This window comes from Paenibacillus sp. FSL R7-0272 (assembly GCF_037969905.1).
Classification (GTDB): domain Bacteria; phylum Bacillota; class Bacilli; order Paenibacillales; family Paenibacillaceae; genus Paenibacillus; species Paenibacillus polysaccharolyticus.
Window position 1 is genome coordinate 6,313,400 of record NZ_CP150221.1, and the last position, 22,754, is coordinate 6,336,153.

General features: G+C 41.9%; 23 protein-coding genes. 4 read left to right on the top strand and 19 right to left on the bottom strand.

From position 1 onward, the window contains the following. Nucleotides 1-14: 14 nt before the first annotated feature. The 8 genes from MKY23_RS27640 to MKY23_RS27675 all read right to left on the bottom strand — a co-directional run bounded on the left by MKY23_RS27640 (nt 15) and on the right by MKY23_RS27675 (nt 9,870). Nucleotides 15-1,394 (bottom strand): HlyD family efflux transporter periplasmic adaptor subunit, encoded by a 1,380-nt coding sequence (locus MKY23_RS27640; protein WP_339833939.1) that lies wholly within the window; start codon nt 1,392-1,394, stop codon nt 15-17. After that, nucleotides 1,391-3,625 carry a peptidase domain-containing ABC transporter gene (locus tag MKY23_RS27645; RefSeq protein WP_339833942.1) on the bottom strand — a complete coding sequence of 745 codons (2,235 nt, stop codon included), beginning with the start codon at nt 3,623-3,625 and terminating at the stop codon, nt 1,391-1,393. Before MKY23_RS27645 ends, MKY23_RS27640 begins: the two co-directional genes overlap by 4 nt. A 123-nt stretch (nt 3,626-3,748) precedes the next feature. After that, a complete protein-coding gene (locus tag MKY23_RS27650) occupies nt 3,749-3,913 on the bottom strand; it encodes a hypothetical protein (protein ID WP_339833945.1) in 165 nt (54 codons plus the stop codon). A 54-nt stretch (nt 3,914-3,967) separates the two neighbouring features. After that, a complete protein-coding gene (locus tag MKY23_RS27655; protein WP_339833948.1) occupies nt 3,968-4,120 on the bottom strand; it encodes a hypothetical protein in 153 nt (50 codons plus the stop codon). 18 nt (nt 4,121-4,138) lie between these two features. Continuing rightward, a complete protein-coding gene (locus MKY23_RS27660; RefSeq protein WP_339833951.1) occupies nt 4,139-4,306 on the bottom strand; it encodes a class IIb bacteriocin, lactobin A/cerein 7B family in 168 nt (55 codons plus the stop codon). Between the two features lie 4 nt (nt 4,307-4,310). Then, nucleotides 4,311-4,793, bottom strand: a complete 483-nt coding sequence (locus MKY23_RS27665; RefSeq protein WP_339833954.1) for a hypothetical protein — start codon at nt 4,791-4,793, stop codon at nt 4,311-4,313. 274 nt (nt 4,794-5,067) lie between these two features. Continuing rightward, the gene (locus tag MKY23_RS27670) at nt 5,068-9,120 is read right to left on the bottom strand and encodes an S-layer homology domain-containing protein (protein WP_339833957.1); all 4,053 of its coding nucleotides are present in this window, start codon (nt 9,118-9,120) and stop codon (nt 5,068-5,070) included. Between the two features lie 201 nt (nt 9,121-9,321). Next, nucleotides 9,322-9,870, bottom strand: coding sequence for a hypothetical protein (locus tag MKY23_RS27675; protein ID WP_154889880.1), 549 nt, complete (start codon nt 9,868-9,870; stop codon nt 9,322-9,324). A 98-nt stretch (nt 9,871-9,968) separates the two neighbouring features. On the opposite strand from MKY23_RS27675, the gene MKY23_RS27680 reads away from it, so the two are divergent. Beyond that, nucleotides 9,969-10,886, top strand: coding sequence for a phosphatidate cytidylyltransferase (locus MKY23_RS27680; RefSeq protein ID WP_339833962.1), 918 nt, complete (start codon nt 9,969-9,971; stop codon nt 10,884-10,886). A 69-nt stretch (nt 10,887-10,955) separates the two neighbouring features. Here MKY23_RS27680 and MKY23_RS27685 read toward each other — a convergent pair whose 3' ends face one another. From MKY23_RS27685 to MKY23_RS27700, 4 genes are all read right to left on the bottom strand, one after another. Further along, the gene (locus MKY23_RS27685) at nt 10,956-11,252 is read right to left on the bottom strand and encodes a DUF6516 family protein (RefSeq protein WP_339833964.1); all 297 of its coding nucleotides are present in this window, start codon (nt 11,250-11,252) and stop codon (nt 10,956-10,958) included. 53 nt (nt 11,253-11,305) lie between these two features. Beyond that, on the bottom strand, nt 11,306-12,001 hold the full coding sequence (locus MKY23_RS27690) for a hypothetical protein (RefSeq protein ID WP_339833966.1): 696 nt from the start codon (nt 11,999-12,001) through the stop codon (nt 11,306-11,308). 218 nt (nt 12,002-12,219) lie between these two features. Further along, nucleotides 12,220-12,786, bottom strand: a complete 567-nt coding sequence (locus MKY23_RS27695; protein ID WP_339833969.1) for a hypothetical protein — start codon at nt 12,784-12,786, stop codon at nt 12,220-12,222. Nucleotides 12,787-13,000: 214 nt separating this feature from the next. After that, nucleotides 13,001-13,426 carry a LysM peptidoglycan-binding domain-containing protein gene (locus MKY23_RS27700; RefSeq protein WP_339833971.1) on the bottom strand — a complete coding sequence of 142 codons (426 nt, stop codon included), beginning with the start codon at nt 13,424-13,426 and terminating at the stop codon, nt 13,001-13,003. A 268-nt stretch (nt 13,427-13,694) separates the two neighbouring features. On the opposite strand from MKY23_RS27700, the gene MKY23_RS27705 reads away from it, so the two are divergent. The 3 genes from MKY23_RS27705 to MKY23_RS27715 all read left to right on the top strand — a co-directional run bounded on the left by MKY23_RS27705 (nt 13,695) and on the right by MKY23_RS27715 (nt 16,216). After that, nucleotides 13,695-14,747: a trifunctional transcriptional activator/DNA repair protein Ada/methylated-DNA--[protein]-cysteine S-methyltransferase gene (locus tag MKY23_RS27705; RefSeq protein WP_154959524.1), complete on the top strand. Its 1,053-nt coding sequence runs from the start codon at nt 13,695-13,697 to the stop codon at nt 14,745-14,747. A 51-nt stretch (nt 14,748-14,798) separates the two neighbouring features. Continuing rightward, nucleotides 14,799-15,584: an isocitrate lyase/phosphoenolpyruvate mutase family protein gene (locus MKY23_RS27710; RefSeq protein ID WP_154959523.1), complete on the top strand. Its 786-nt coding sequence runs from the start codon at nt 14,799-14,801 to the stop codon at nt 15,582-15,584. A gap of 116 nt (nt 15,585-15,700) precedes the next feature. After that, nucleotides 15,701-16,216: a hypothetical protein gene (locus tag MKY23_RS27715; RefSeq protein WP_154984282.1), complete on the top strand. Its 516-nt coding sequence runs from the start codon at nt 15,701-15,703 to the stop codon at nt 16,214-16,216. Between the two features lie 157 nt (nt 16,217-16,373). Here MKY23_RS27715 and MKY23_RS27720 read toward each other — a convergent pair whose 3' ends face one another. The 7 genes from MKY23_RS27720 to MKY23_RS27750 all read right to left on the bottom strand — a co-directional run bounded on the left by MKY23_RS27720 (nt 16,374) and on the right by MKY23_RS27750 (nt 22,585). Beyond that, nucleotides 16,374-17,072, bottom strand: a complete 699-nt coding sequence (locus MKY23_RS27720) for a hypothetical protein (protein WP_154984281.1) — start codon at nt 17,070-17,072, stop codon at nt 16,374-16,376. Beyond that, nucleotides 17,069-17,950 (bottom strand): ABC transporter ATP-binding protein, encoded by an 882-nt coding sequence (locus MKY23_RS27725; RefSeq protein ID WP_154959520.1) that lies wholly within the window; start codon nt 17,948-17,950, stop codon nt 17,069-17,071. The genes MKY23_RS27720 and MKY23_RS27725 overlap by 4 nt, the downstream gene beginning before the upstream one ends. Continuing rightward, nucleotides 17,947-18,327, bottom strand: coding sequence for a GntR family transcriptional regulator (locus MKY23_RS27730; RefSeq protein ID WP_339833976.1), 381 nt, complete (start codon nt 18,325-18,327; stop codon nt 17,947-17,949). Before MKY23_RS27730 ends, MKY23_RS27725 begins: the two co-directional genes overlap by 4 nt. Before the next feature lie 142 nt (nt 18,328-18,469). After that, nucleotides 18,470-18,640 carry an aspartyl-phosphate phosphatase Spo0E family protein gene (locus MKY23_RS27735; RefSeq protein ID WP_090921152.1) on the bottom strand — a complete coding sequence of 57 codons (171 nt, stop codon included), beginning with the start codon at nt 18,638-18,640 and terminating at the stop codon, nt 18,470-18,472. Between the two features lie 256 nt (nt 18,641-18,896). After that, complete coding sequence (locus tag MKY23_RS27740; RefSeq protein ID WP_312027583.1) at nt 18,897-20,282, bottom strand: transcriptional regulator; 1,386 nt, start codon at nt 20,280-20,282, stop codon at nt 18,897-18,899. Nucleotides 20,283-20,582: 300 nt separating this feature from the next. Continuing rightward, on the bottom strand, nt 20,583-21,500 hold the full coding sequence (locus tag MKY23_RS27745) for an aldo/keto reductase (protein ID WP_339833983.1): 918 nt from the start codon (nt 21,498-21,500) through the stop codon (nt 20,583-20,585). Nucleotides 21,501-21,694: 194 nt separating this feature from the next. Continuing rightward, nucleotides 21,695-22,585, bottom strand: a complete 891-nt coding sequence (locus MKY23_RS27750) for a diacylglycerol kinase family protein (protein ID WP_154959517.1) — start codon at nt 22,583-22,585, stop codon at nt 21,695-21,697. Nucleotides 22,586-22,754 lie beyond the last annotated feature (169 nt).

The window sequence follows — 22,754 nt, forward strand, 5'->3', positions numbered from 1 at the left end:
CATAGTTTATTTAATTACTTGCTCCAGAAATCAATTTTTTCCAGAATCCATTGAAGCGCCGATTTTTGCTCTGTGATGACATAGGCTTCTGTCTGCATTCCTGATTTAATAGTAACTTCTTGACCAAGAGTATTTATAAGGGAGTTTTTTTCTAGAGAAGCCTCAACAATATAATAGGATGAACCGTCCTTCGGATTAATCAGAGCATCACTGCTTATAGATTGTATTTTCCCCATTACAGACCCATACTCCTCACGAGGATATGCTGCGAAATGAAATCGTACGCCATCCCCTTCATGAATTCGGCCGATATCTTGATGATTCATTACGATTTGGACAGAATAAATCGTATTATTGGTCGGTACAATATCCATAACTTGTAAACCTTCTTGAATTAGTTGTCCTTCCCCAATATCACTTAACATATTGATAACACCTGAGATAGGAGCTATATTTGTATACTTATCCAATGTCGTGTTAATAACATTTGACTGACTATTGAGGTCTGATATTTGTTTGTTCAACTCTTCAATGCTTACTTGTAACTGAACATATAAATCAGATTTTTGTTTATCTATGTTCTCCTTCTGTTCAAGAGCAGTTTGTAGCTCTGTTTGAACTGTGTATCTGAATTCACTTCGACTTGTCTCTAATTGTAATTTCAATGTTTTAATTTTATCCATTACAGTGCCAGCTGCAGTTTCGTCATTACTAAAAATTGCACGTTTATAGTCTTCCTGTAACTGCTCCTCTGCTAAGAGATTTTGTTTGATCTTAAGCATAAAATTCTCATATCTCTCGTATTCGGCATCCTTGGCAACCAAATAATTTTCACCATAATTAAGACTTTTAAGTAACAGGCGTTTATTTGAAATTGTGACATCCGTTTTTGCTTGATTTTTAATTGTTTGTGAGATTTCCAGTTTTAATTTATTTTCCACTGAGTTACTTTTTCCCAACACAGTATTGCTAGTATACGTTTGTATCTTTGTCTGATCCCCAGATTGAACTATAGCATATAGCTGCTTCAGTCCAGTCAAGTTTTTCTCTATTTTCTCGTATTCCTCTGTTATCTTTGCTTTATCTTTTTCTAGTGTACCAGTCTGTATAGAAAATAGTTTTTCTCCCTCTTCAACCTGTTGACCCTGCCTTACATAAACTTTTGATACGCTTCCAGTTGCTTTATTAACAACTTTTGAAATTTTTTCATTTGGTCTCACGGTTCCAGATGACTTTATAACAATATCAATTTGGGCTTTCCAGCTCCACAACAGAGCGATCATTAAAGTAAATGCCAACAAAACTAAAAACCAACTAATAAATTTAGGAGATTTTCTTTCAAGAATCTCTCTAGTGTCTATCATTTCTTCAAAATTGTTAAGTTTAGTGCTCATAGAGTTGCTCCTGCTAATTCATACTCATCTATGTTGTTATCTTCTTCGTTCCTCTGTAATGCATCAATACCAGGAAGTTGATCCTTCCATAGTTCATAATAACGCCCCCCTCGTTTTAATAATTCATCATGTGTGCCAGTTTCTACGACTGCCCCCTGATCCATTACAAAAATACGATCACATCGCAGGACGGTACTTAAGCGGTGAGCTATAATAATCATAGTCATCTCTGTTAATCCATGAATCGTTTCAGAAACTGCTTTTTCAGTAGTTGTATCTAAATTACTTGTTGCTTCATCCATAATTAAAATATCAGGTTTCCCAAGTAAGGCACGCGCCAAAGCCAACCTTTGTCGCTGTCCACCTGATAGGTTTGATGCATTCTCCTCCAGCATTGTTTGGTACCTCAAGGGTAAGTTATTAATAAACTCGTGAGCACTAGCTTGTTTTGCAGCCTCAACAATATTATCCATTTCAATATCTGACGTGGAACCTAGTGATAGGTTTTCTCGAATGGTACCACTAAAGAAAAATGTCTCTTGAGGAATATAGCTTATCTTTTTCCTTAATGAATCAATGGCGATATCTTTAATATTGTTATCCCCGATTAATATCTCGCCACTTTGGGCTTCGTAAAATTTAAGAAGCAGCTTGGACAAAGTAGTCTTACCAGACCCGCTCTCCCCTACTAAAGCAACCTTTTCTCCTTTTTCAATCCTTAAGGATACACCGTTGAGTACCGATTCACGCGTACCATAACGAAATCGAATATCTTGAAAGGTGATAGATTCTTTTAAAGAATTCGGTTTTATATTTCGGTCTTCTTCTTCATTTTTTTCCGGCTTCAAGTCCATAATCTCTGCTAAACGATCAGCTGCCACAACTGCTGTTTGTAAGGAAGGTTGCAAATTGATCAGATTCAGAATTGGATTGATGAAGTATACTAATAGAGCATTAAATGTAATTAGTTGTCCTGCAGTCATGCTCCCTTTCAGTACTTCATTTGCTCCTATCCATAGAATTACTATTCCTCCCACACCTTGTACAGCACCCTTTAATGAAGATTGTATGTTATTAGAGAACCCAAACTTGAAGATTGTTCGTAAAAGCCTGATGAACTTCTTCTCTGTTTCTAAGTTGGCTTGTCTTTCTCCCTGATAGGCTTTAACTGTTTCGATCCCATTAACGGATTCAACAATATATGAAGTAAGAGCTGCATTCTCCTCCATCTGCTTTCGGTTTTGCTTATCGAAAGTTCGATGGAAACCCCAAACAATTAAAGCATATAACGGAACCATAGTAACCGTTATGGCAAAAAGAAAAGGGTTCTGATTGTACAGAATAATTCCACCTGCTACAACCATGAGTGTATCAATCATAATAGTCAAAGCTGCGCTTGAGATAGCTTCTCTTACTTTTGAAGCATCTAGGAGTCTCGAAATTATTTCTCCCGTCTTACGTGTTTCGAAAAAGGAGAGAGGGAGCTTTAAAATATGATAATAGTACCCCATAATTAGTGATATATCCAATTTTTGACTTAAATACAATAATAAATGACTCCTAAAGGCATTCAAAATTGTCTGTAGTACGGTTATCGTAATTACCCCGATAGAGATCCATGTTAAAGTATCTTCCAATCTGTAAGGGATAATAGAATCCAAGAGAAACTTGAAATAAAAAGCACCTAATATGCCTAAAATAGTATATAAAAGGGATGCAAAGAAAATCCCTAATAACATTCGCTTTTGGGGAACAAGAAGGGAGAAAAAACGCGAAAGCGTTCCTTGAGTTTCATCTTTCCTCTGGAACTGGGATGTAGGTACCATTAGAATGAGAACTCCAGACCATAGTTTGAAAAATTCTTCGGGGCTATATGTTACAATTCCTTTGGATGGATCAGCAACAACCACTTTCTTTTTCGTGATTTTATATATGACAACGTAATGTAAAAGCGCCTGATCTATGACAACATGTGCGATACAAGGAAGAGGAAATCCACTAAAAAATGCTTCTTGGTTTCCTTTAACTCCTTTTGATGAAAACCCCATTTTTTCTGCTGCTTTGATAAGTCCTAGTGCATTAGTTCCTTGCTTATCAGTGCCTGCAATCTCTCGTATTTGTGCTAAGGGCATTTTTAACCCGTAATGCTGTGAAATGGTGGCTAGGCAAGCAGCACCACAATCTTTTATATCATATTGTTTTTGTACGGCATATCGTTTGAATAGAGACATACTGACCTCCTGATGCAACTTCACTATACATTATATGAATCACTAAAAATGAGGATCGATCCTAAGTATTCTTAATTTACTTACGTAATAAAGAATACTTAGGGAACCATCCTTAAGTTATTATCAATTAGATTGCTTTAAGTAAATAAACTCCCCAACGTCTTTGCCAAAGTTATAAATAAGTAATGCTCCGCTGGCAACAAAAAAAATGAGAAGTACAAGACCTACAAAGGGATTCTTATCAACATATTCACTTAAATTTAAAAAAAACATTTTTATTGTATTCACAATAAATACAACCCCTTAAATACTTTGATACTTATTTCTAGAGAATAGAGATGTTTAGTTTGCGGCGCCCTTGTATCCGCTAATTACTCCCGCAACGAAAATAACTACCACCACAACTACCACTACTACTGCTCCAATGCCTCCGCCGTTCGTTTCCAACTTTTCTTGGAGAGTCATTTCCTGCATTGCACCCATGCTTATGTTCATACGTATCTCCTCTTATAATTAATGTGTTAAATGGTACGCTGTTTCTCCGACAGCTTTGCCTACCTCATAAACTGCAACGATTCCGGCAGCAATAACTGTAATAATTTTTCCCCAGCCTCCGCCGTTGACAGTCATTAATTCTTCATCACTCAAAAATTGCCCATCAAACGTAATTTGGTTGTTCATGGTTTCACCTCCCTTCAGTACCAGTAATATTCATATATATATCTACCTTAATCTCTGAGGTAAATCCAAACATGTCTTTATAGTCATAACAATTGTATACTACACCTTGATCTAGTTTCTTTTCTTGTGCATACATCACTAGCCCTCTGTATATATCTTGAATCTCAGAGGGGCTTCCCTCATACCTATAATATAAATTGTCACTTACTTTGAATTGGGGTACAACTCCGTACGGATAAGGGATGAGTGAAACATTCTTAACTGGAAGTAGTATACTCATTACTATAAATTCTTCACTGTCGATCTCCTGCACACCCATATTCGCAGTTACTAATGGCCCAACTATTTCACATCCCGATGTTGTAATTCCGTTTATAAATTTAGATATTTCAGGATTTAATTCTTCTACCTTTGCTTTAAATTCGTAAATTGCTACATTGTCGAGACATAGTTCGCTATTCTCTTTAACGAAGTCAGAATTAAACAATAGAACCACTCCCATAATCACATTTAATTAATAAATTTCATATTACTTATATTTATTTAATCAGAACATATCTCTTACTAGATATAGACATGATGATATTTAGATAGAACTACACATAAGATATACAAAAACTCGATTATATGAGATTGGATTAATACTTTTATACTATATAAAATATATAATAAATAACATTATATGGTATAAAAAAGCAAAAGAGTACTTCTCTGTGTATCTCGAGAAGCACTCTTTATATCACTATTTCATTAATTTGAAGCTAATTCTGTGCCGCAGCTTCAATATCTGCATATGCCCAGTGGGTTGCAGGCACGTCGCTAAAGGATGGCGTTGCCACTCCCGTCAGCGGTGTACGTTTGAACAATACGTTCAGCACTTTTACCGCTTCTGCACGAGTCAGCTTGCTGTCTGGTTTGAATGTACCATCACTGTAACCCGTCATCAGACCAGTGGACTGCACATAGGCAATCGCATCGGCTGCCCACAGATCCGCGGCTACATCCGTAAAGGACGCCGCTTCTGGTGCTGTTCCTGTGGTATCCGTTGTTGCTACAGCGTTCGTTTGTTGCTTCTGCAACCAGCGGTACGCGATTGTTGCCATCTGTGCACGCGTAATCGAACCTTCCGGCGCAAACGCTGTGTCACTGAGGCCGTTCATGATACCTGCGGCCTGCGCCTTTTGAATCTCACTCGTTGCCCAATGTGTTGCGGCTACATCGGCAAAGGTTGTACCTGCCGCCGTAGCTGTTGCCGTTTCACCCGGCAGATTACGAGCCAGCATCGCGGCCATCTGTGCACGTGTAACGAACGCATCTGGACGGAAGTCGGCACCGAAACCTTGGATATACGGCTGATTTGTCTTTTGAGAAGCTTTCAGCCCATCGACGACAACCAGTGTAAACGTACTGAACTTGGTTACCGTAAACTCAATGCCTTCGCTGTTATTAGCCAACTTCACGAGTTTGCCTTGTATCAGTTCCTTGGTACCGTCACTGTGTTCAATGTACACAGCCAGGTTATCCAAGATCTGTTGACGAGCTGCCGCATCGGTTGGCAGGCTGTTGCCTAGTGGCAAAGTCAGTGTCACTTCACGGCTCTGCATATTCGTTTCGATCTCAACTGGACGAGCCAGTACACGGACATTCGTATTTGGAGCAACTTGCTGAATCACTTGCTCTTTCTTCGCCCGCTCTTCCAAGTCTTTGCGCTCGGATTCCTTTTTGAGTGGAACCACGCGGAAGTATAGGTCTTGATTAAATCCGGCGATAGATTGGGTCGGAATCGAAATGACCGCATTTTCTGTTGAGATTTCCAGTTTCATTGAACCGTCACTTAGATCTTTGACAGCTGTTTTCGGAACTTCCACACGTGTCTCGGACACGGCGTCTTTGGTATCTGGAATCACAATGCGCGCCGTATTGCTACCCAATTGTTTTGCTTTTTCAACCGATTCCTTAGCAATTGCATCTGTCATTTTGACCAAATCTTTAACCGTGCCGTTGGTTTCGGTTGTACGTGTGATTGGGGTCTTGGTCAGGTTTACACCGTTAACGCCGTTCACATCTACGACAATCTGCTCTTGCTTGGTCGTTGGTGCAGGTGTAGACGTTACTGGCGCAGATGATCCACCGCCACCGTTACCACCTGTGTTGTTACCCGGGTTAGGTGTCGACCCATTACCATTACCATTACCATTACCACTGTCACCATTGGCTGTAAAGACAATTTTCACAGCACGGCCTGGCAACTCATCACTAAACGCTTTATGACGAACCCATACTGTTTTGTTACCGCTAAAATCTAACTTCTGAATGGAAGCCAGATCAATCCAGTTCAGTTTGCCATCGAAGGAAATTTCCATCGTATCATTTAGACCTGTTATTTTGTTATTGATATCGTCCCCTTTTACATTAGGAGCAGTGAAGAAACGATTAATTACATATTGTAAATTCCCAATATCCTCATAGCTCTCTTGCTCATCAAGTACCCATTGTGCCAGTTCCTTTTGATCTTCTGTGCTAAGTTCTGCTCTTTTGGACAGGTCGAGGGCACCCGTACGATCAAAAGCATATTTCTCGAAGAAAGCCTCACCCTCCATTTGAACTTCCATAGCACTTTGGAGCCACTGACTCATTGGATCAATTTTGGTGGCCTTCTCAATAGATTGATATGGGGCAGTCAAAAGCCCTAACACAACCATTGGTTCCACGATATCTCCTTGATAGAGTCCTTCCAACTTTTCATAGGCCATCGAATACAGGTATTTATAAGCAAAAACTTTTTTGTCTACTTTATTGGTAAGTTTCAAATAGTTTTGACCAATGCTTCCATACTCTTCTGCATCTTGGTCATTAAAGTACTCTGATATATCTACCAACTTTTGTGCAAGTAGATCCAGTTTATTGCTCAAAGCAGTAAGCTCCGTTTGTTCCCAAACAGATTGTGCCAACATGCCAAGTTCAATCATGAGTTGAACCTGATTTTTATTCTCGTAATCCTCACTGACGTATTGGATCAAAAATCCTGCAATGAAATCTCTAACCTGTGGGTTTAAATTTTCGTAGCCGTCAGGAAATTTAATTCCCAAAGCCGGATCTTCCATAGCTTCACGCATGGCTGTTTTATTTCCACTGTTCCTCGCAGCGTTCAAGACAGACAATACATCCGTGTTATTATCGCTGGAGAAAAATTTGTCAAATGCGGTCTGGATTTGAACAAAGGATTCGTACCCGCCAGCTGTCCGCTCCGCAATCATATGATCTGCCAGTGCATTTAACTTCTGTGCATCTGTCTTTATACCATCCATCTTACTCACATCTATAGGAAAGCTATTTATAGGATGTTCTAGGTTTTTATTGTTGTATTTCGTAATTTCAGACTGAATATGTTGCAATTCGAACAGAGTAGCCAGCATTTCATTAGTGGTCAGCGCCTTGTTAATTAAGGGGGTGAACCTTGCTTCATCATCGAGAGAAGTTAATAATTTGAATACAGACGACGGACCCTTTTTAAGTTGTAGCTCAAGCATAGCCGCTGTGATACGTTTTTCAATGCCTGAGAATTCAGAATATTTACCAACAAATTGATAAAACATACTGTCAGGGGCAGGTTGATCCAGATAGTTAACTTGTTGCATTTGCTTCGCATATAGTTCATCAAGTGAATTCATTTCATCCGGTCCACCAATGTCATGAATGAATTCAACCGCCTTTAAAGCTAGCTGCACGAGGTATTCAACTTGCTCTTTATTGGCGTACCCTTCACTGGTTGGTGGATCTAAATTAAGCATATAAACTGCGATATCATTCTGATCCTCTGAGGATAGTTGCTTGAAACCAGGCGCATCTATGAAACTTTCATCACTCAATAGTTCAACAGCATCAGCTAAAAAGTTGTTTGCGTTGCCTTTTGCTACTTTTATTAATTCGTTGTACTTTCTCAGTCCTGGTTCAAAAAACGCATCAAATGCTTTTTGCACATCAGATACCGTTTCATAGCCATCCTGCTTGTGATCAAGCATCCACTGAGCCAGTTCATTTTTTTCGTCGTCATTCTGAATTGTAGACATCTTCCCCATGTTAAAAACAAATGGTGGTAAGTTCAGATCTGGCCTAAAAATTGCGTAGTTTTTGATAAATGTATATATTTTAAAAAGTGAGTCAATCGCCTCGTTCATACTGTTGATATCCGTTGCTTTATTTATCTCTTTGTAATCATTAAGTTTCTCATATAACATTGCGAGCTGGCTATTATGGTAGATCGTAACAGAACTGTTTTTGAAAACAATATTGAATAGCAATATATTATCAATAAACATCGTCCAATCCGCACCATTCAGATGCATATAACGAGATGCAGCTTGTGTCCATTCTGCCTTGTCGACACCGGGGAAATAGGAGTTCCACTTCCCTAGCAAATTGTATACATATTCCATTTTTTGGCCTAAGGTCTCAATCTCGAACTGTCCGGGCATTACACTGACGTTATAAATCAGATTAAATGCATATACAGCATGATTGTCACTATCATATTGCACATCTAGTGGAATCAGCATAATCATACCTCTGGCAATCTCATTCTTTTGATCCTCGCTTAATGCTGCGTAACCTTGAGGCAGCTGTAACAATTCTCCTTCCTCAAGCAAATGACGAACATTAGCTATTTTTTCGCCAGGGTTGGAATCATCATACCCTTGTCTCTCCATGTTTAAAAGTTCGTATGGGTAAGATCGAGCACTTACCACACCTCCAGGACTTACAATCTGAAGCAACATCATAGCCACCAACATAAAACTTACTATCTTTCTGAACAAGGCTTCGCTCTCCTCTCATTTCATGTTTGATCCTTATGCTTGTATCTTTAGACCTAGTTTAGAACACAACAATAAACAGATTCTAAACAAGAAATGATAATAAAAGGAAAAAAATCCACTCCATAGTTGAAAACAGAGTGGATTTATTCATATTTTTCGTCAAAATTCATCATTTCAAAAAAATTTAAGCGAAACTTCTTGTTAACGGTCCGGATTTACCTGATATTCACGCAGTCTCCCCTCATACACCAGCTTCAGTTGCTCGCACTGGCGAAAATCATCCGGGGTTACAAGTGCAGGTAGCTTGTTCCACAGCTTGATCCCTGAGCGTTGCAGGATTTCAGCTACAAACTGTGAACAAAAATAGGAGTTGCTGAACTCTACTGGTTCCTTGAGTGTAATACCAAGAACGCCCAGCAGGTTGTACATATATTTCTGGCGGCTGCGAATGAAAATGTGCAGCACTCGTTTCATTTTTTCCACTTCACGCTCCGTAACCTGAAGCTCGTAGATGACACATGTCGTATTCGGATATTTACTATACGTCCCTGTCTGGATATCTTCCTTCACAAACCCACCATTCAGCGGATTGCTCGGATGTTTGCGACCGAAGCTGTACAATTCCGTTAATTCCCGGTCGAACGAGATGGAAGCGTGATTATACGGTGCTTTGGTGTAAGTCTGAATGACTCTTGTAAATAACGTACCTGTATTCGTCAGCAAAATATAAATCGAACGTTCGTCGGTCATCCTCATATTTCCCCTTATCAAGTTGGCACTATTCCTTCATAATAACATAGGTACCCTATAATGGAATCTTACATTGAATAAGCAGGTGATCTTCGTACATGAACAGCTCTCTACTAACATTAACTCTGATTTTCGCAGCTCTACTCGTTATACATATTGTGTACAAAGTGATTGCCAAACTGCAGCCAGACAAGGATTATTCGGGCATTGGGACAAAAATCAAAACCTGGTGGGGCATGCTGGCCATCTTTTGCCTCGCTACCCTATTTAATCCTATCGTTTCGCTGATCTCGCTCATGGTGCTGGCATTTTTCTCGCTCAAAGAGTACTTCTCTATGATCCGCAACACCCGGAAAGCCGACCGCCGTCTATTTCTATGGGCGTATCTCGCAATCCCGGTGCAATTTTACTGGATATACATTGGGTGGTATGGCATGTTCATCATCTTTATTCCGCTCTATGTATTTCTCGTCTTGCCCATGCCACGTCTGATCAACAAGGGAACGATCGGATTCCTGCGCAGTGTCAGCTCCACCCAGTGGGGACTCATGCTCATGGTGTTTGGATTAAGTCATCTCGCTTATTTTCCGTTTGCCTCACCCGAGTACGGATCGAAACTGGTGTTGTTCCTCGTTGTGCTAACACAGCTTAATGATGTGGTGCACTATCTCGTATCTCTTTATCTGGGCAAACGAAAAGTGGTGCCTACAGCGAATCCTTTTATTACATGGGAAGGATTTGGGTGTGCATTCCTGGTCACGACGGCAGCCTCCTATTTCATCCATCCCTACCTCACGCCATTCGACTGGCCATTTTCGTTGTTTATCGGGGCATTGATTGGCCTTGCCGGATTCTTCGGCAGCCTCACCGTATCTGTGCTAAAACGAGATCTGCTCATCGGGGATGACAACAAGTCGGATGCACTCAAAAAAAGTTATCTCAGCCGGGTCGACAGTCTCACCTATACCTCGCCGGTCATGTTCCACGTTGTTCGTTATTTCTTTGAATTTATGTAGTTATCAGATATGTCAAAAGGCCTCCCTCATCACCCTTAAAAAAGGATATGGAGGAGGCCTTGCTACAATTTAGCGTTTCAAACTCAGTTGTCTTAATCGAATAAATTCAAGAATATCATTTAATTCATGAAACTTCTCATTATGATGTCTTTCATCATCAGCAGAGTGAATATGGAATGGATCATATTTTGTTACAGAAGAAGGCGTACCTTCCGGGTGTTTATGAGCGTGGAATTTCATGATCAATTGTTTGTTGCTATCGTACCAATCATACCAATATAACTCGATGAAACATCGATCCATATCCAATTCCTCAATACAAATTAATTTGGAGAAATCATGAAATACTTCGAATTCCATTTGCATTTTCTCGAATTTCGGAGATGATATCCGAAAAGTTTTTCTCTATGAATTTAAAGTTACTTTTCGCTATCTTCAAACTCAAGTCTCTGCCTCCCAAGCAAGTGTTGCCAAACTTGAGCATCGGTTTCTTCCTCAGATGTCAGTTCACTTTTAGTCCCGAGCGTTTGTTCAAATTCACCACTGTATTTTTCTTCATAAAACGAGATTTGACGAGTGTAATATTCCAAGTTGTTCTCTTCTTTGGTTATAGATTCATTCTCCTGTTTTCTCCACATATCTACAACATCACGAATAGTAACGACATTCCCTGATGTCATCCTAAAGGCTGTATCATCTGCTATTTTATTATGTTTATTAGCAGCGGCCTTTTGAACACCAATGAATCTGCCTTGTTTAAGCCAATTGTGAATCGTCATGACACTAACACCGAAAAACTGGGCTAATTGGCTGGGAGTATATTCTTCAGCGATTTCTTTTTTCCCTGAGGGGGATACAAGCTTTGTATCCTTTTCTGTCGCGACAATTAAAGCGTGCTGTAGCAATTGCTCAAATCCTTTTTGGAAAGCTTCATGGTTTTCGAAGATTTCCTCATTTAACTCTTGCATAAGAGTCTCATTATTACGCAATGAATGTGCAAGAACTTTAAACAGCAGAACGCTGTTTTCATAATCACCTAACCTAAATGCAAGTTCCTTAGCAATTTGATTTGAATTTTTGTTAAATAGACTCTTCTCACTATATGTAATAGACATGATCAATTCACCTCACACTCCTATATTATGTCATTCTTCTCTAAAATTCAATAACCAAGTTAAATCATATTAAATCAAATTAAACAATATTCAATACTCTAGTATAGCTTGCATTTGAAATTTTATACCACATGAGCAAATCCCAGCTGTAAAATAAAACTCCTCCGTTCTTTACGAACGAAGGAGTTGAATCCATCCACTTCTATACTTAACTACGTCTACTTCAACTGAATCTCCTTCTCGGACATCAGCATATTACCCTCATCATTGGTGAAGACAAATGTGGCTTTTCCGCGTTCACCCTTCATCTCGTCTGAATAGATAAAGCCTGAAAACTGTCCATTGCCGCTAAAATAAAAGCCGTCCTCTCCGTTCCCGCCATGCTCGATCGCTTCCTGCATCGTATTCACAATCGTTACCGTGTTGGATGTCCAGCGCATTTCCGTTAGGCTGTAACCTTTGGGCACTTGTTTGATCGCAAAATCAAAACTGTTGCCTTCACTCGGTTTATCCGATTGATCAATGACAATATCAATATCCTCTGACATTGCCGCAGCGTTAGACTGCGTCTGCATCTTGCCCTCTTCACCTTTTGCGCTATTCTGATCATTTTTGTTTTTGGCCTCTGCATTAGGTATAGATCCCTGTCCAGCCTCCTCGATCGGTTGCTTGGATTGCGGGTACGCGTGCTCCTGTACAGACTCTTCATTATTTTTGGCGCCACAAGCGCTAATAACAATGACCATACATAACACAGCAGTATACAGTGCGGATCTCTTGATCACCTGTCTCATACTCCATCTTCTCCCTTCGTTCTTCTTGCATCCTTCTCACACACAATTAGAACCTTATTCATCACTACACCATATCGTCCCTCATGAAGCTCCATAATATGTAAATGATTTTAAAATTCCAGACTGCACTTGTTCTTTTGTAGTGATGAGTGTATGAGTTTTCATGCAAAAAAGATGGGAATCAGACGTGTATCAATTCTTATCATTAATGTTGGAATTGCGGCAACTCCAGCACCTGTCCTGTCTGAATGGTACCGTGTGACAACTGGTTTGTATCTTTGAGCGCTTCGACATAAATCCGAGTATCCATCTGATCCGGTTTGTTCGCAAGAGATATACTCCATAGTGTATCCCCCGAAGATACAACAACCTGTTCATTCAGCAGCACAGGCTGATCTCCCGCCGATGCCTTGAATACTACACTGCAACCAGCAATAAATACGCTCATCGTAATGAGTAGCTTAATCATCGCCGGGCGTGTGATCTGATCTCGTAGAAAGAGCTTTGAAGCTTGTTTTTCATATGAGAATTCCGGCTTGGTTCTTAGAACCTGCTCAGGTTCATGAATGCTTTTGTACGTGGAATACTTCATTTCCATCTGACCCCCGATGTTATCTTCCTTTTTCGTCAATCTTCAACTTGCTTGCCTATATGACTTCACTTAACAACATAATTTCCATCTATCTTTAAAGCCAAATAGGCACATATTACTAGCTTTTAATCGTATACATAGGTCTATGTTATCACTTCATTCTAAACAAATTCTGAACAATGCTCGGGCCGACTGAACAAAAGTTTCAATTCGAAAATAGATGCCTGATTTTCGGCGATGGGACGTGTAATTCTGCCCTATAATAAGGGAAAGATTGTGATTCTACTGGAGTAAGGACGTGCGGTTTATGATCTCTGCAGATCTGAAGGAACAGTATTACCAGGCACTGATCGCTAAGGATTCAGAATATGAAGGTTTATTCTATGTCGGTGTTAAAACAACAGGGGTGTTCTGTCGTCCCACCTGCCCGGCTCGGAAACCTAAATTTGAGAACTGCGAATTTTATGAAACCGCTCAGCAAGCCCTGCTTGCGTCCTTTCGACCATGCCAGCGATGCCGGCCTTTATCTCACCCCAATCATGTTTCGGATGTGGTTCGCATGCTGGTGGAGGCGGTTGAGAAAGAGCCGGAAAAACGCTGGAAAGGGCAAGATTTCAAGGCACTATCCATTGATGAATCTACTGCTCGCCGTCAGTTCAAAAAAAGATTCGGGATGACCTTTATCGAATACGCTCGCGCACGGCGTATGGGACTAGCACTGAAACATATTCGTTCAGGGCGCACTGTCATTGAAAGCCAACTCTCCACCGGATATGAATCCAGCAGTGGATTCCGGGATGCCTTTTCAAGAATTATGGGAGCCGCACCTACACATGTAGATGACGAACGGGTACTAAGGGCAGCCTGGATCGATACCAGACTTGGCCCCATGATGGCTATAGCGGATGAGCAGGCTTTATATTTAATCGAATTCATTGATCGCCGAGGGCTGGAACGCGAGGTGGAACGCCTGCGCAAGCGCACCAAATCTGCCATTGTGCCAGGCACAACAGCACCTATTCAATCCATTGAACGGGAATTAAATGAATATTTCGACGGCAAAAGGACAGCGTTCGACACGGCGTTGTTCTGTTTAGGAACACCATTTCAGAAACAGGTATGGGAGGTGTTATTAACCATTCCGGCCGGGGAAACGAGGTCTTATCAGGAGATCGCAAAAGCCCTTGGAAAGCCTTCTGCATGCCGGGCCGTAGCCCAAGCGAACGGGGCAAATCAGCTAGCTATTGTTATTCCGTGTCACCGTGTGATTAACGCAAGTGGTGAATTGGGCGGATATGGAGGTGGACTGACACGGAAAAATTGGCTGCTTCAGCACGAGAGACAGATGTCATTACAGTAGGAATTTTCAGTAACAGCACCTTATCTATTTCTATAAAGGAAGTGAGCCAAAATGAAAAACAACCATTGCACACAGAAAGAAAAAGCTGAACAATTTCATCAATATCATGTGAAGGGACAACCACTCGTACTGGTGAACGTGTGGGATGCCGGGAGCGCGCAGACCATTCAATCTACAGGTGCCAAAGCTATTGCTACGGGAAGCTGGTCTGTTGCCGCCGCTCATGGGGAACAGGATGGTGAAGCCCTTCCGTTCCAATTGGTGCTTGCTAATCTTTCACGTATTACAAAGAGCGTAGATCTGCCTGTAACCATCGATATAGAGGGAGGGTATGGCAGGTCCGTGTCAGAAGTGAAGCAAAACGTGTTGCAAATTATTGAACATGGGGCAGTAGGCATTAATATCGAGGACCAGTTACCACATGGTGAAGGCCTATACAGCGTCACAGAACAATGTCTGAGATTATCCGCTGCTCGCGAAGCTGCAAGTGAGGCAGGCATTTCTCTTTTTATCAATGCACGCACCGATTTATTTCTACAACAAGTTCCTGAGAAACATAATGAAGCGTTAGTTAACGAAGCAATTGCACGGTCCGAGGCATATGCGGAAGCGGGGGCAAACGGTATATTCATTCCAGGTTTACAGGATCAGCATTGGATTCAGGAACTATGTGACCGTTCGCCAATCCCCGTCAACGTGATGGTAACCTCCAACGAACCTTCACCGAGACATTTGGCAACACTAGGGGTAGCACGAATCAGCTACGGGCCTTATCCTTATCTGCAAGTTATGGAGAACCTGAAAGCACTTGGGCAACGTATTTTAACAGGAGCATAAGGATTATACTGATGAGGTGTGTTCATACCACGCCGTCCCGCACGGACAGAAGATAGGATGTTTCCAGCCTTCACCTGTGGTATAATCCCACTACCTAACAGTAACAGGAGGCACATATGCTTAACGTTGAACAAAAGCTTGAAATTCTGGAGTCGTACCCACAGCTGCAGCGCAAAAATGTTTCCCTGGGTCGTGTGAATTTCCACTACGAGGACAGTGCCTACGAGAAAAAAATTGTAGCACTCCATATTCACCCGAACGGTAACGGCTATATCTATGCAGGGTTATTGCCAAACTACGAGACGGATGCCAAAGGGTTCGTCAATGTCCGTGATTACTCCGAAGCAGATCTGCGCACATTGCTGGATGCAACACTCAAAGCGATGTCTCATAATCCAGACGCAGTTGAAGTGACTGAGAACGTACCCTCCCCTAAAGAATCTGCCCCGGTTATCCTGTCATCAGGCGGTGGTATCTGGATCAATGAAGATGGACACACACTTACTTTAAAATATGACAATGACATGTGGTGTGTATATGCTGGTTCGGAGCTGGAGATGGCTTTTGAATCACGTGGCGAAGCTGGCGAGTATCTTGAAGAGGAAGGATTCAAACCGCAAGCTCAAGCGTAGATTAAAGTACAACCCATAAGAGACGACAAAGAAAAACACGAGGCGAGCATACGTCCTCGTGTTTTTCTTATCCCTCGTGTCTAATTACTGGTGTGATTATTACTGAACATCCTCATTTGCGTTCCCCTAACGGCTTAAACTCTGTAATTCATCACAGTTAGTCTTTGCTGCCTTTGCGTACCAACGGAGCATGCTTCATCATGGGATAGGTGGACAGAAGCAGCGCGCCACCGATTACACCCAGCACAGTGAATACGAGCATTCGATTTTGATAGGCAATCCAGAGCGTGAATTGTCTCATATCTCCAAATGCAATCACCAGCGACAGCACCAGACCAAAGCCAAACAACAGAATCAGGAAATTACGCAGGCCCAGCCGAATCCAGCAAACCGTCAAGAAAACAGATAGACCGAGTACCAAGAGCCCCAGCATCACGTCAATCCACAGATAAGGAAACACAAGATAACTTGAAGAATAAAGCATTCCCGGTTGGTACAACGTGACCTGTAGCCATCCCCCGACATTCAGCAGATGAACAACCCCATAGATCACATGCAGAATGATCATTGTGCCCACAACCATACAGGCTCCCATCATATAGAAAGATTTCATGAATTGAATCCGTGTACTACCCATACCAATGGCTACCGGGTAGAGCGTGATCAGACCTGCAATGGCAAAAGTACAGATTCCTCCATACATCGGCCCGAACAACTGCGAGGCATAACTGACATGAAACAGAAAACCAATCGCGACATAGACTGCTGTCAACCCAAGCGCAATGGATGTAAAGATCAGCATATATAAACGCATGTCATCTAAAATTAGCCGATTCGTTCCTTTTACTGCATTCATGCTCTCACCTCCTCCTGCTTCCGTGTTACATTCACCAGATAATCCTGGAGCATTGCTTTTTCAATGGAAAGCCCATGATGTTGAGCCTTGGCTACCCACTCCTTCGAGTACACATCATCAATCATCACTTTGCCGGTTGTACCCATGCGAGCAGAATCAATAATATTAGCACCCGCAGAGGCCATCTTCACATCTTGAATTAACCCTGTTAGGAGAACCCCGCGTTCGCGCATCTCCTCCATGGGGTGATGATATAACACTTTACCTTCATGTACCACAATCAGGGTTTCACACAAAGGCTGTACCTCTTCGATATGATGTGTTGATATCAGAACCAGACGAGGGTTATCTTCATACGTTTCCAATAATGCTTCATAGAAAAGTTTTCGTTTCTCGGCATCTAGTCCATTCGTAGGCTCATCCATAATCGTCACACTGGCGTTACTGCACAGCCCCAGAATTATTTGAGCAGCTGTCTTCATGCCCTTCGAAAATTTACTCATTTTCTGTTTGGACGGCAGTTCAAAAACATCGATGAGCCGCTTGGCAAGTTGTTGATCCCACTGTGAATGGAAATGTGATCCGATGCTGACCAGATCATTCATTGTCCAGTTTTTACCGAGCGGATGATTCTCCTGGATATAACATAGATGCCCTTGAGCAGACAGATTATTATACGGGTCCTGACCCATAATTTGAATGCTGCCACTGTCAGGACGGTTGTGCCCGGCAAGCAAACTCATTAGCGTTGTTTTACCAGCACCGTTCCTTCCCCAAATTGCACCAATTACAGGTTCATTCTCATGCAGGGTGACACTGTTCAGAATAGAGGGTTTACTCTTTTGATAGCTGTAACATACCTGCTCCATATGAATCATACTTCACTCTCCTTATCTTTCTTACCGCGAATCAGATCAATAATCATGTCCTCGTCCATCCGAATACGTCTGCCTTCTTCAAGTAAAGGTTTGATGTATTCTTCGTAAAAATGTCGCTTTCGTTCAACAAGCAAGGCTTCTCTGGCTCCCTTGGCCACAAACATTCCCACACCTCGCTGTTTGTATATGATGCCTTTGTCTACCAACTCCTGTAGCCCCTTTCGCGCCGTAGCCGGATTAATATTGTAAAAGCGTGATAGTTCATTCGTCGAGGGAACCTGCTCCTCCACTCTCAATCTGCCTTCCACAATATCATCCATGATCATCATGGCGATCTGATGAAAAATAGGCTGGGATTCATCCAAGGTCGATTTCATCTGTTTCCAACTTTCATACATAATAATGATTTGCGTGTGTCTTATATGGGGGTCAATTTTTTCTTTTCTTAATTAGTTAGTCGGTTAGTTACTCATGTAACTAACTATAGTATACAAGAACATAAATGTAAATAGACCCTTGTTAATTGATCAACTTCTCCACACGGATTCGGTTATATTGGTTCAGGAGAGCGTCAAGGACTACGGATTGTCTGATCACTTCAGGATGAAGCAGACTGCCATATTGCAGTTGTATCTGATGTAGCTGTTGTCTCGCGTCTTCGATCTGCGATTTTAATTCCATACGATCCATAGCACCCCCTCCTTTTGTCATATTTTAGCTTATTATGCCAATCGGCAGTTTAATGAGGGTATGACAGATATGCTCTTCTATGCGTTACTGGACCGTTTATACATACAAAAAAGAACGCCTCTGAGTTATTCAGAAGCGTTCTGTGGCTCAGGCTTATGTCCCTAAACCGTGATCATTCGTTCGGTAGATTGGAGGAGGGGTATCTTCCTTGACTGGAGATGGCCCGGTAACGGTCGGCAGGATGTTCACCGCGATACTACAAGTAACTATCAGCAAAGCCAGTTTTTTCTTCATTGATTTTTTGCACCTCACCAATCAAGATTTTGTATTGCTGTATAGCAGTATCGGACGCGTAATCCCTGTATTGTTCGAATAGTCCGACACTTCTAAGCATACCTCGTCCATCACTAATTTCAATAGCAAATCTTAAGCTATCCAGAACAAAATTTAAACCTTGTGCAAAGTGATCCCTCTTCAGATAATACTTGCCCAATCCAGCCAATAATCGGACGTAACGATCATCCGTAACCTGCTTGCTGACTTTTCCAATTCGGTTCCGTTGCTCCTGATAAGTAAAATGCGGTGCATACTCTTCTAACACATCATCGATATCCATATCGTATCGATTTGCCGCAGTAACAATATCACATAGCGCAGGAAAGATCTCGTTCTCTTTTGTTGAAATGTAGGCCAGATACTGAGGAAGAATTTCGAACTGTCCAGCCATTAATTGATATATATAACGATTCCCTTCAGCCCATTCCTGAAATTGTTGAATAACAACCATTTCTTCATGATCCGGACCTTTGACCCAAGAGGAATCGGTGTATAACGAAACATATTTGAGGGCCATCTCATAGTTGTCTAAATGGAAATACGCACTTCCCGATGCCAAATAAGCATACATAACATAAAAAATGATAGGCCGTTTCGTTTCTTCCGCTTTCTTTCTCCCATTCAATTCATAGTGAATGGTTGCCTTCACCCGCAGTTTCTCTGATAACTCCTGCACCTTACTCCACCGATGAAGTGAGGCGAACGCATTAATCAATTCATTTAATGCATCCAGTTGATAGCGTTCATCCAGTCGATCCACATAATATTCAAATTGAGCCGCAATAATAACATTCCGCTGCTGATCATTCGACAGTCCGAGCTTGAACAGACGATACTGACAGAGCGCAAGCCGCTCGGAATGTTGCATCTTCTCACTTTCAGCGATTGTTTCATATAAGAGAGTTGCCGGTTTCCATTTACCAGCATGATAGAACTCCTCCGCCACATCAAATAACATCGGGATATACGAAAGATTATCCATCATCAGACGAACGACCTCTTCGATACAGTCCAGCTTATCCAGTTCAGCACATCGATGCAGAAAAGGGCCTAACCTCCGCCAATCCGGCGTTGCGTGCACAAAGCACTCATCAATATACAACTCATAGAAATGGCCCGCTGCAAGCTTCATAGCTACCGTAATACGGTCCAGCTGCTGCATGGAGATAGGTCGATTCTTATTCAAAATGTTGCTGAGTGTGCCAGAATTAATTCCGGACAGCTCTGAAAATAAACTGATCGACATCTGTTCACGCTTCAGATAGCTTGCTAAATGATCGCGTATCGTGGTTGTTGTCGGCTTCAAGGGAACACCACCCTCCAAAATAAAAACACAAAAAGCGAGATTACAGGTACATGCAAAAGTAATTATATGTAATATATACTTGCATTACAATAAAATAATTTCAACTAATTTGTATTAATTACATTTTAATCCTTTTAGAGCGATAAAATATGTATCTATATTTTATATCGAAATGGTCTGTTCTTCCAAGACCCAACTGCACAAAAAAACACGAGCCAGACAGGCTCGTGTCATTTGTCCGAATATCATTACGCATTCAGCGTATTTCACGGTGTTATTCCATACTCAATCTAATGTGACCTAAGGCAGTACATTCCCTGCAGCACGATAGATTTCATACCACTCTGGACGAGTGAGGTGAACCTCACCTGCTTTCACACAATCTTGCAGACGTCCAATATTCATTGTGCCTGTCACAGGTTGCATCTTGGCAGGGTGACGAAGCAACCACGCAATCGCAATGGTCGTATTGCTCACGTCATACTTCGCAGCGATCTCATCGATCTTTGCATTCAATTCTGGGAATTTCTCATTGCCAAGGAAGACACCCTCGAAGAATCCGTATTGGAACGGAGACCACGGTTGAATGGTAATATCATGCAGACGGCAGTAATCCAGAATGCTGCCATCTCTGTTCACCGCAGCGTCATTCTCCATATTCACGTTGATGCCGCTATCGATCATCGTCGTGTTGGTAATACTCATCTGCAGCTGGTTGGCTACCAGAGGTTGTTTGACATATTTTTTGAGCAATGCGATCTGGTTCGGATTCTGGTTGGATACACCGAAGTGGCGCACTTTTCCCTCACGCTCCAACTGATCGAATGCTTCAGCCACTTCCTCCGGTTCAACAAGTGCATCCGGGCGGTGCAAGAGCAACACATCCAGATATTCCGTTCTCAGACGTTGCAGAATGCCATCCACCGAATTCAGGATATGCTCTTTGGAGAAATCAAACATACCCTTGCGAATGCCGCATTTGGATTGAAGAATCAAATTTTCACGAACCTGGGGATTCATCTGCACAGCATCGGCGAAAATCTCCTCACATGTTCCTGTGCCGTAAATATCAGCGTGATCGAAGAAATTCGCGCCTACTTCCATAGCAGAACGTACAAAATGCTCCGCGTCCTTACTGTCTAATGAATTGATTCGCATACAGCCTACAGCAACTACAGGCACATCGAGTGCACTGCTGCCCAGTTTAATGGTTCTCAAGATGTTTCCCCTCCATATTCAAAAATAGTTTGTGCGCATGAGACCCTGATACATATCCATATATGTATGTCCATGCCTGTCTTCCGTCTATGATTGTGACATATATCTGCAATCGGTTTCAATAGACTTTCCCCACATTTATATGGAGAAATGATTTGTTATAAGTAATACCGCCCAGCCTTGGGCAGTAATCGTTAATCTTTTTCCGGCACGATCACCTTCATATAACCAGGCAATACACGGATATCAATCGGTAAAGCAGGGCCTTCCTCTCCATCCACATTCGTACGAATGGTTTCGTCGGAGCGAACATGCACTTCTTTGGCTGTAAAATAGTGCACGTCCTTATGCTCCTTCAGATTGCCGAAGAACAAAGAAGTGCCTAAGGTCACGCTGTTGAATACACCGATATTTTGAATCACAAAGCAGTGGATCAGTCCGTCGTCTACCTCTGCATCCGGTGACAATTTTTCGAATCCTCCGACCGAGTTAGTAAGGGCCGCCACAAAAAGCGGTGACTCTCCTTCCCAGAATTGCCCGTCATATTCGATCTTCAGAACGTTTGCCGGTGTGTTTACCAGATCCTTCAATCCTTCTTTCAGATAAGCGAATGATCCCAGCTTTGATTTTTCCTCAGACGAAACAGAGAATAATGCCTCCGCCAAGGAGCCGGCAGCCACCACATTGGCAAACAGTCGCCCATTCACCATGCCGAGATCGACCAACCGGGTCTGTTCCGAACGTAACTGCTCAATCGCTTCCTCCGGGTCAAGAGAGATATGTAACGCCCTTGCAAAATCATTCACTGTTCCCAGTGGAACAATACCTAGAAGAGGACGATGTTCCTGATCCAGCATACCATTGATCGTCTCATGTAATGTGCCATCTCCCCCGATCGAGATGACCAGATCACACCCATCTTTGCAGGCATGTAGACCGTAATGGGTAGCATCGCCTTCCCCGGCTGTTTCGTTCACCACTACTGCATATTGACTGGCTTCCAGAATAGCCCGAACCTGGGATACATAATGCTCTGCTTTTTCCTTGCCTGACGACGGATTGCTAATGATCATTGCTTTCCTCATCGATACATCTCCCTCTCCGCATATAACCTATGTACATCCTTACCCTTTTCACCAAGAGGTTGAATACAGTGTGATGCAAATATGTTGATCACCATGCAAATTTTTATAATTTACACAAAGTTATGCTGAAAAAGTGCAGGGCATAGCCCTTGTCATATAGAATAAAATT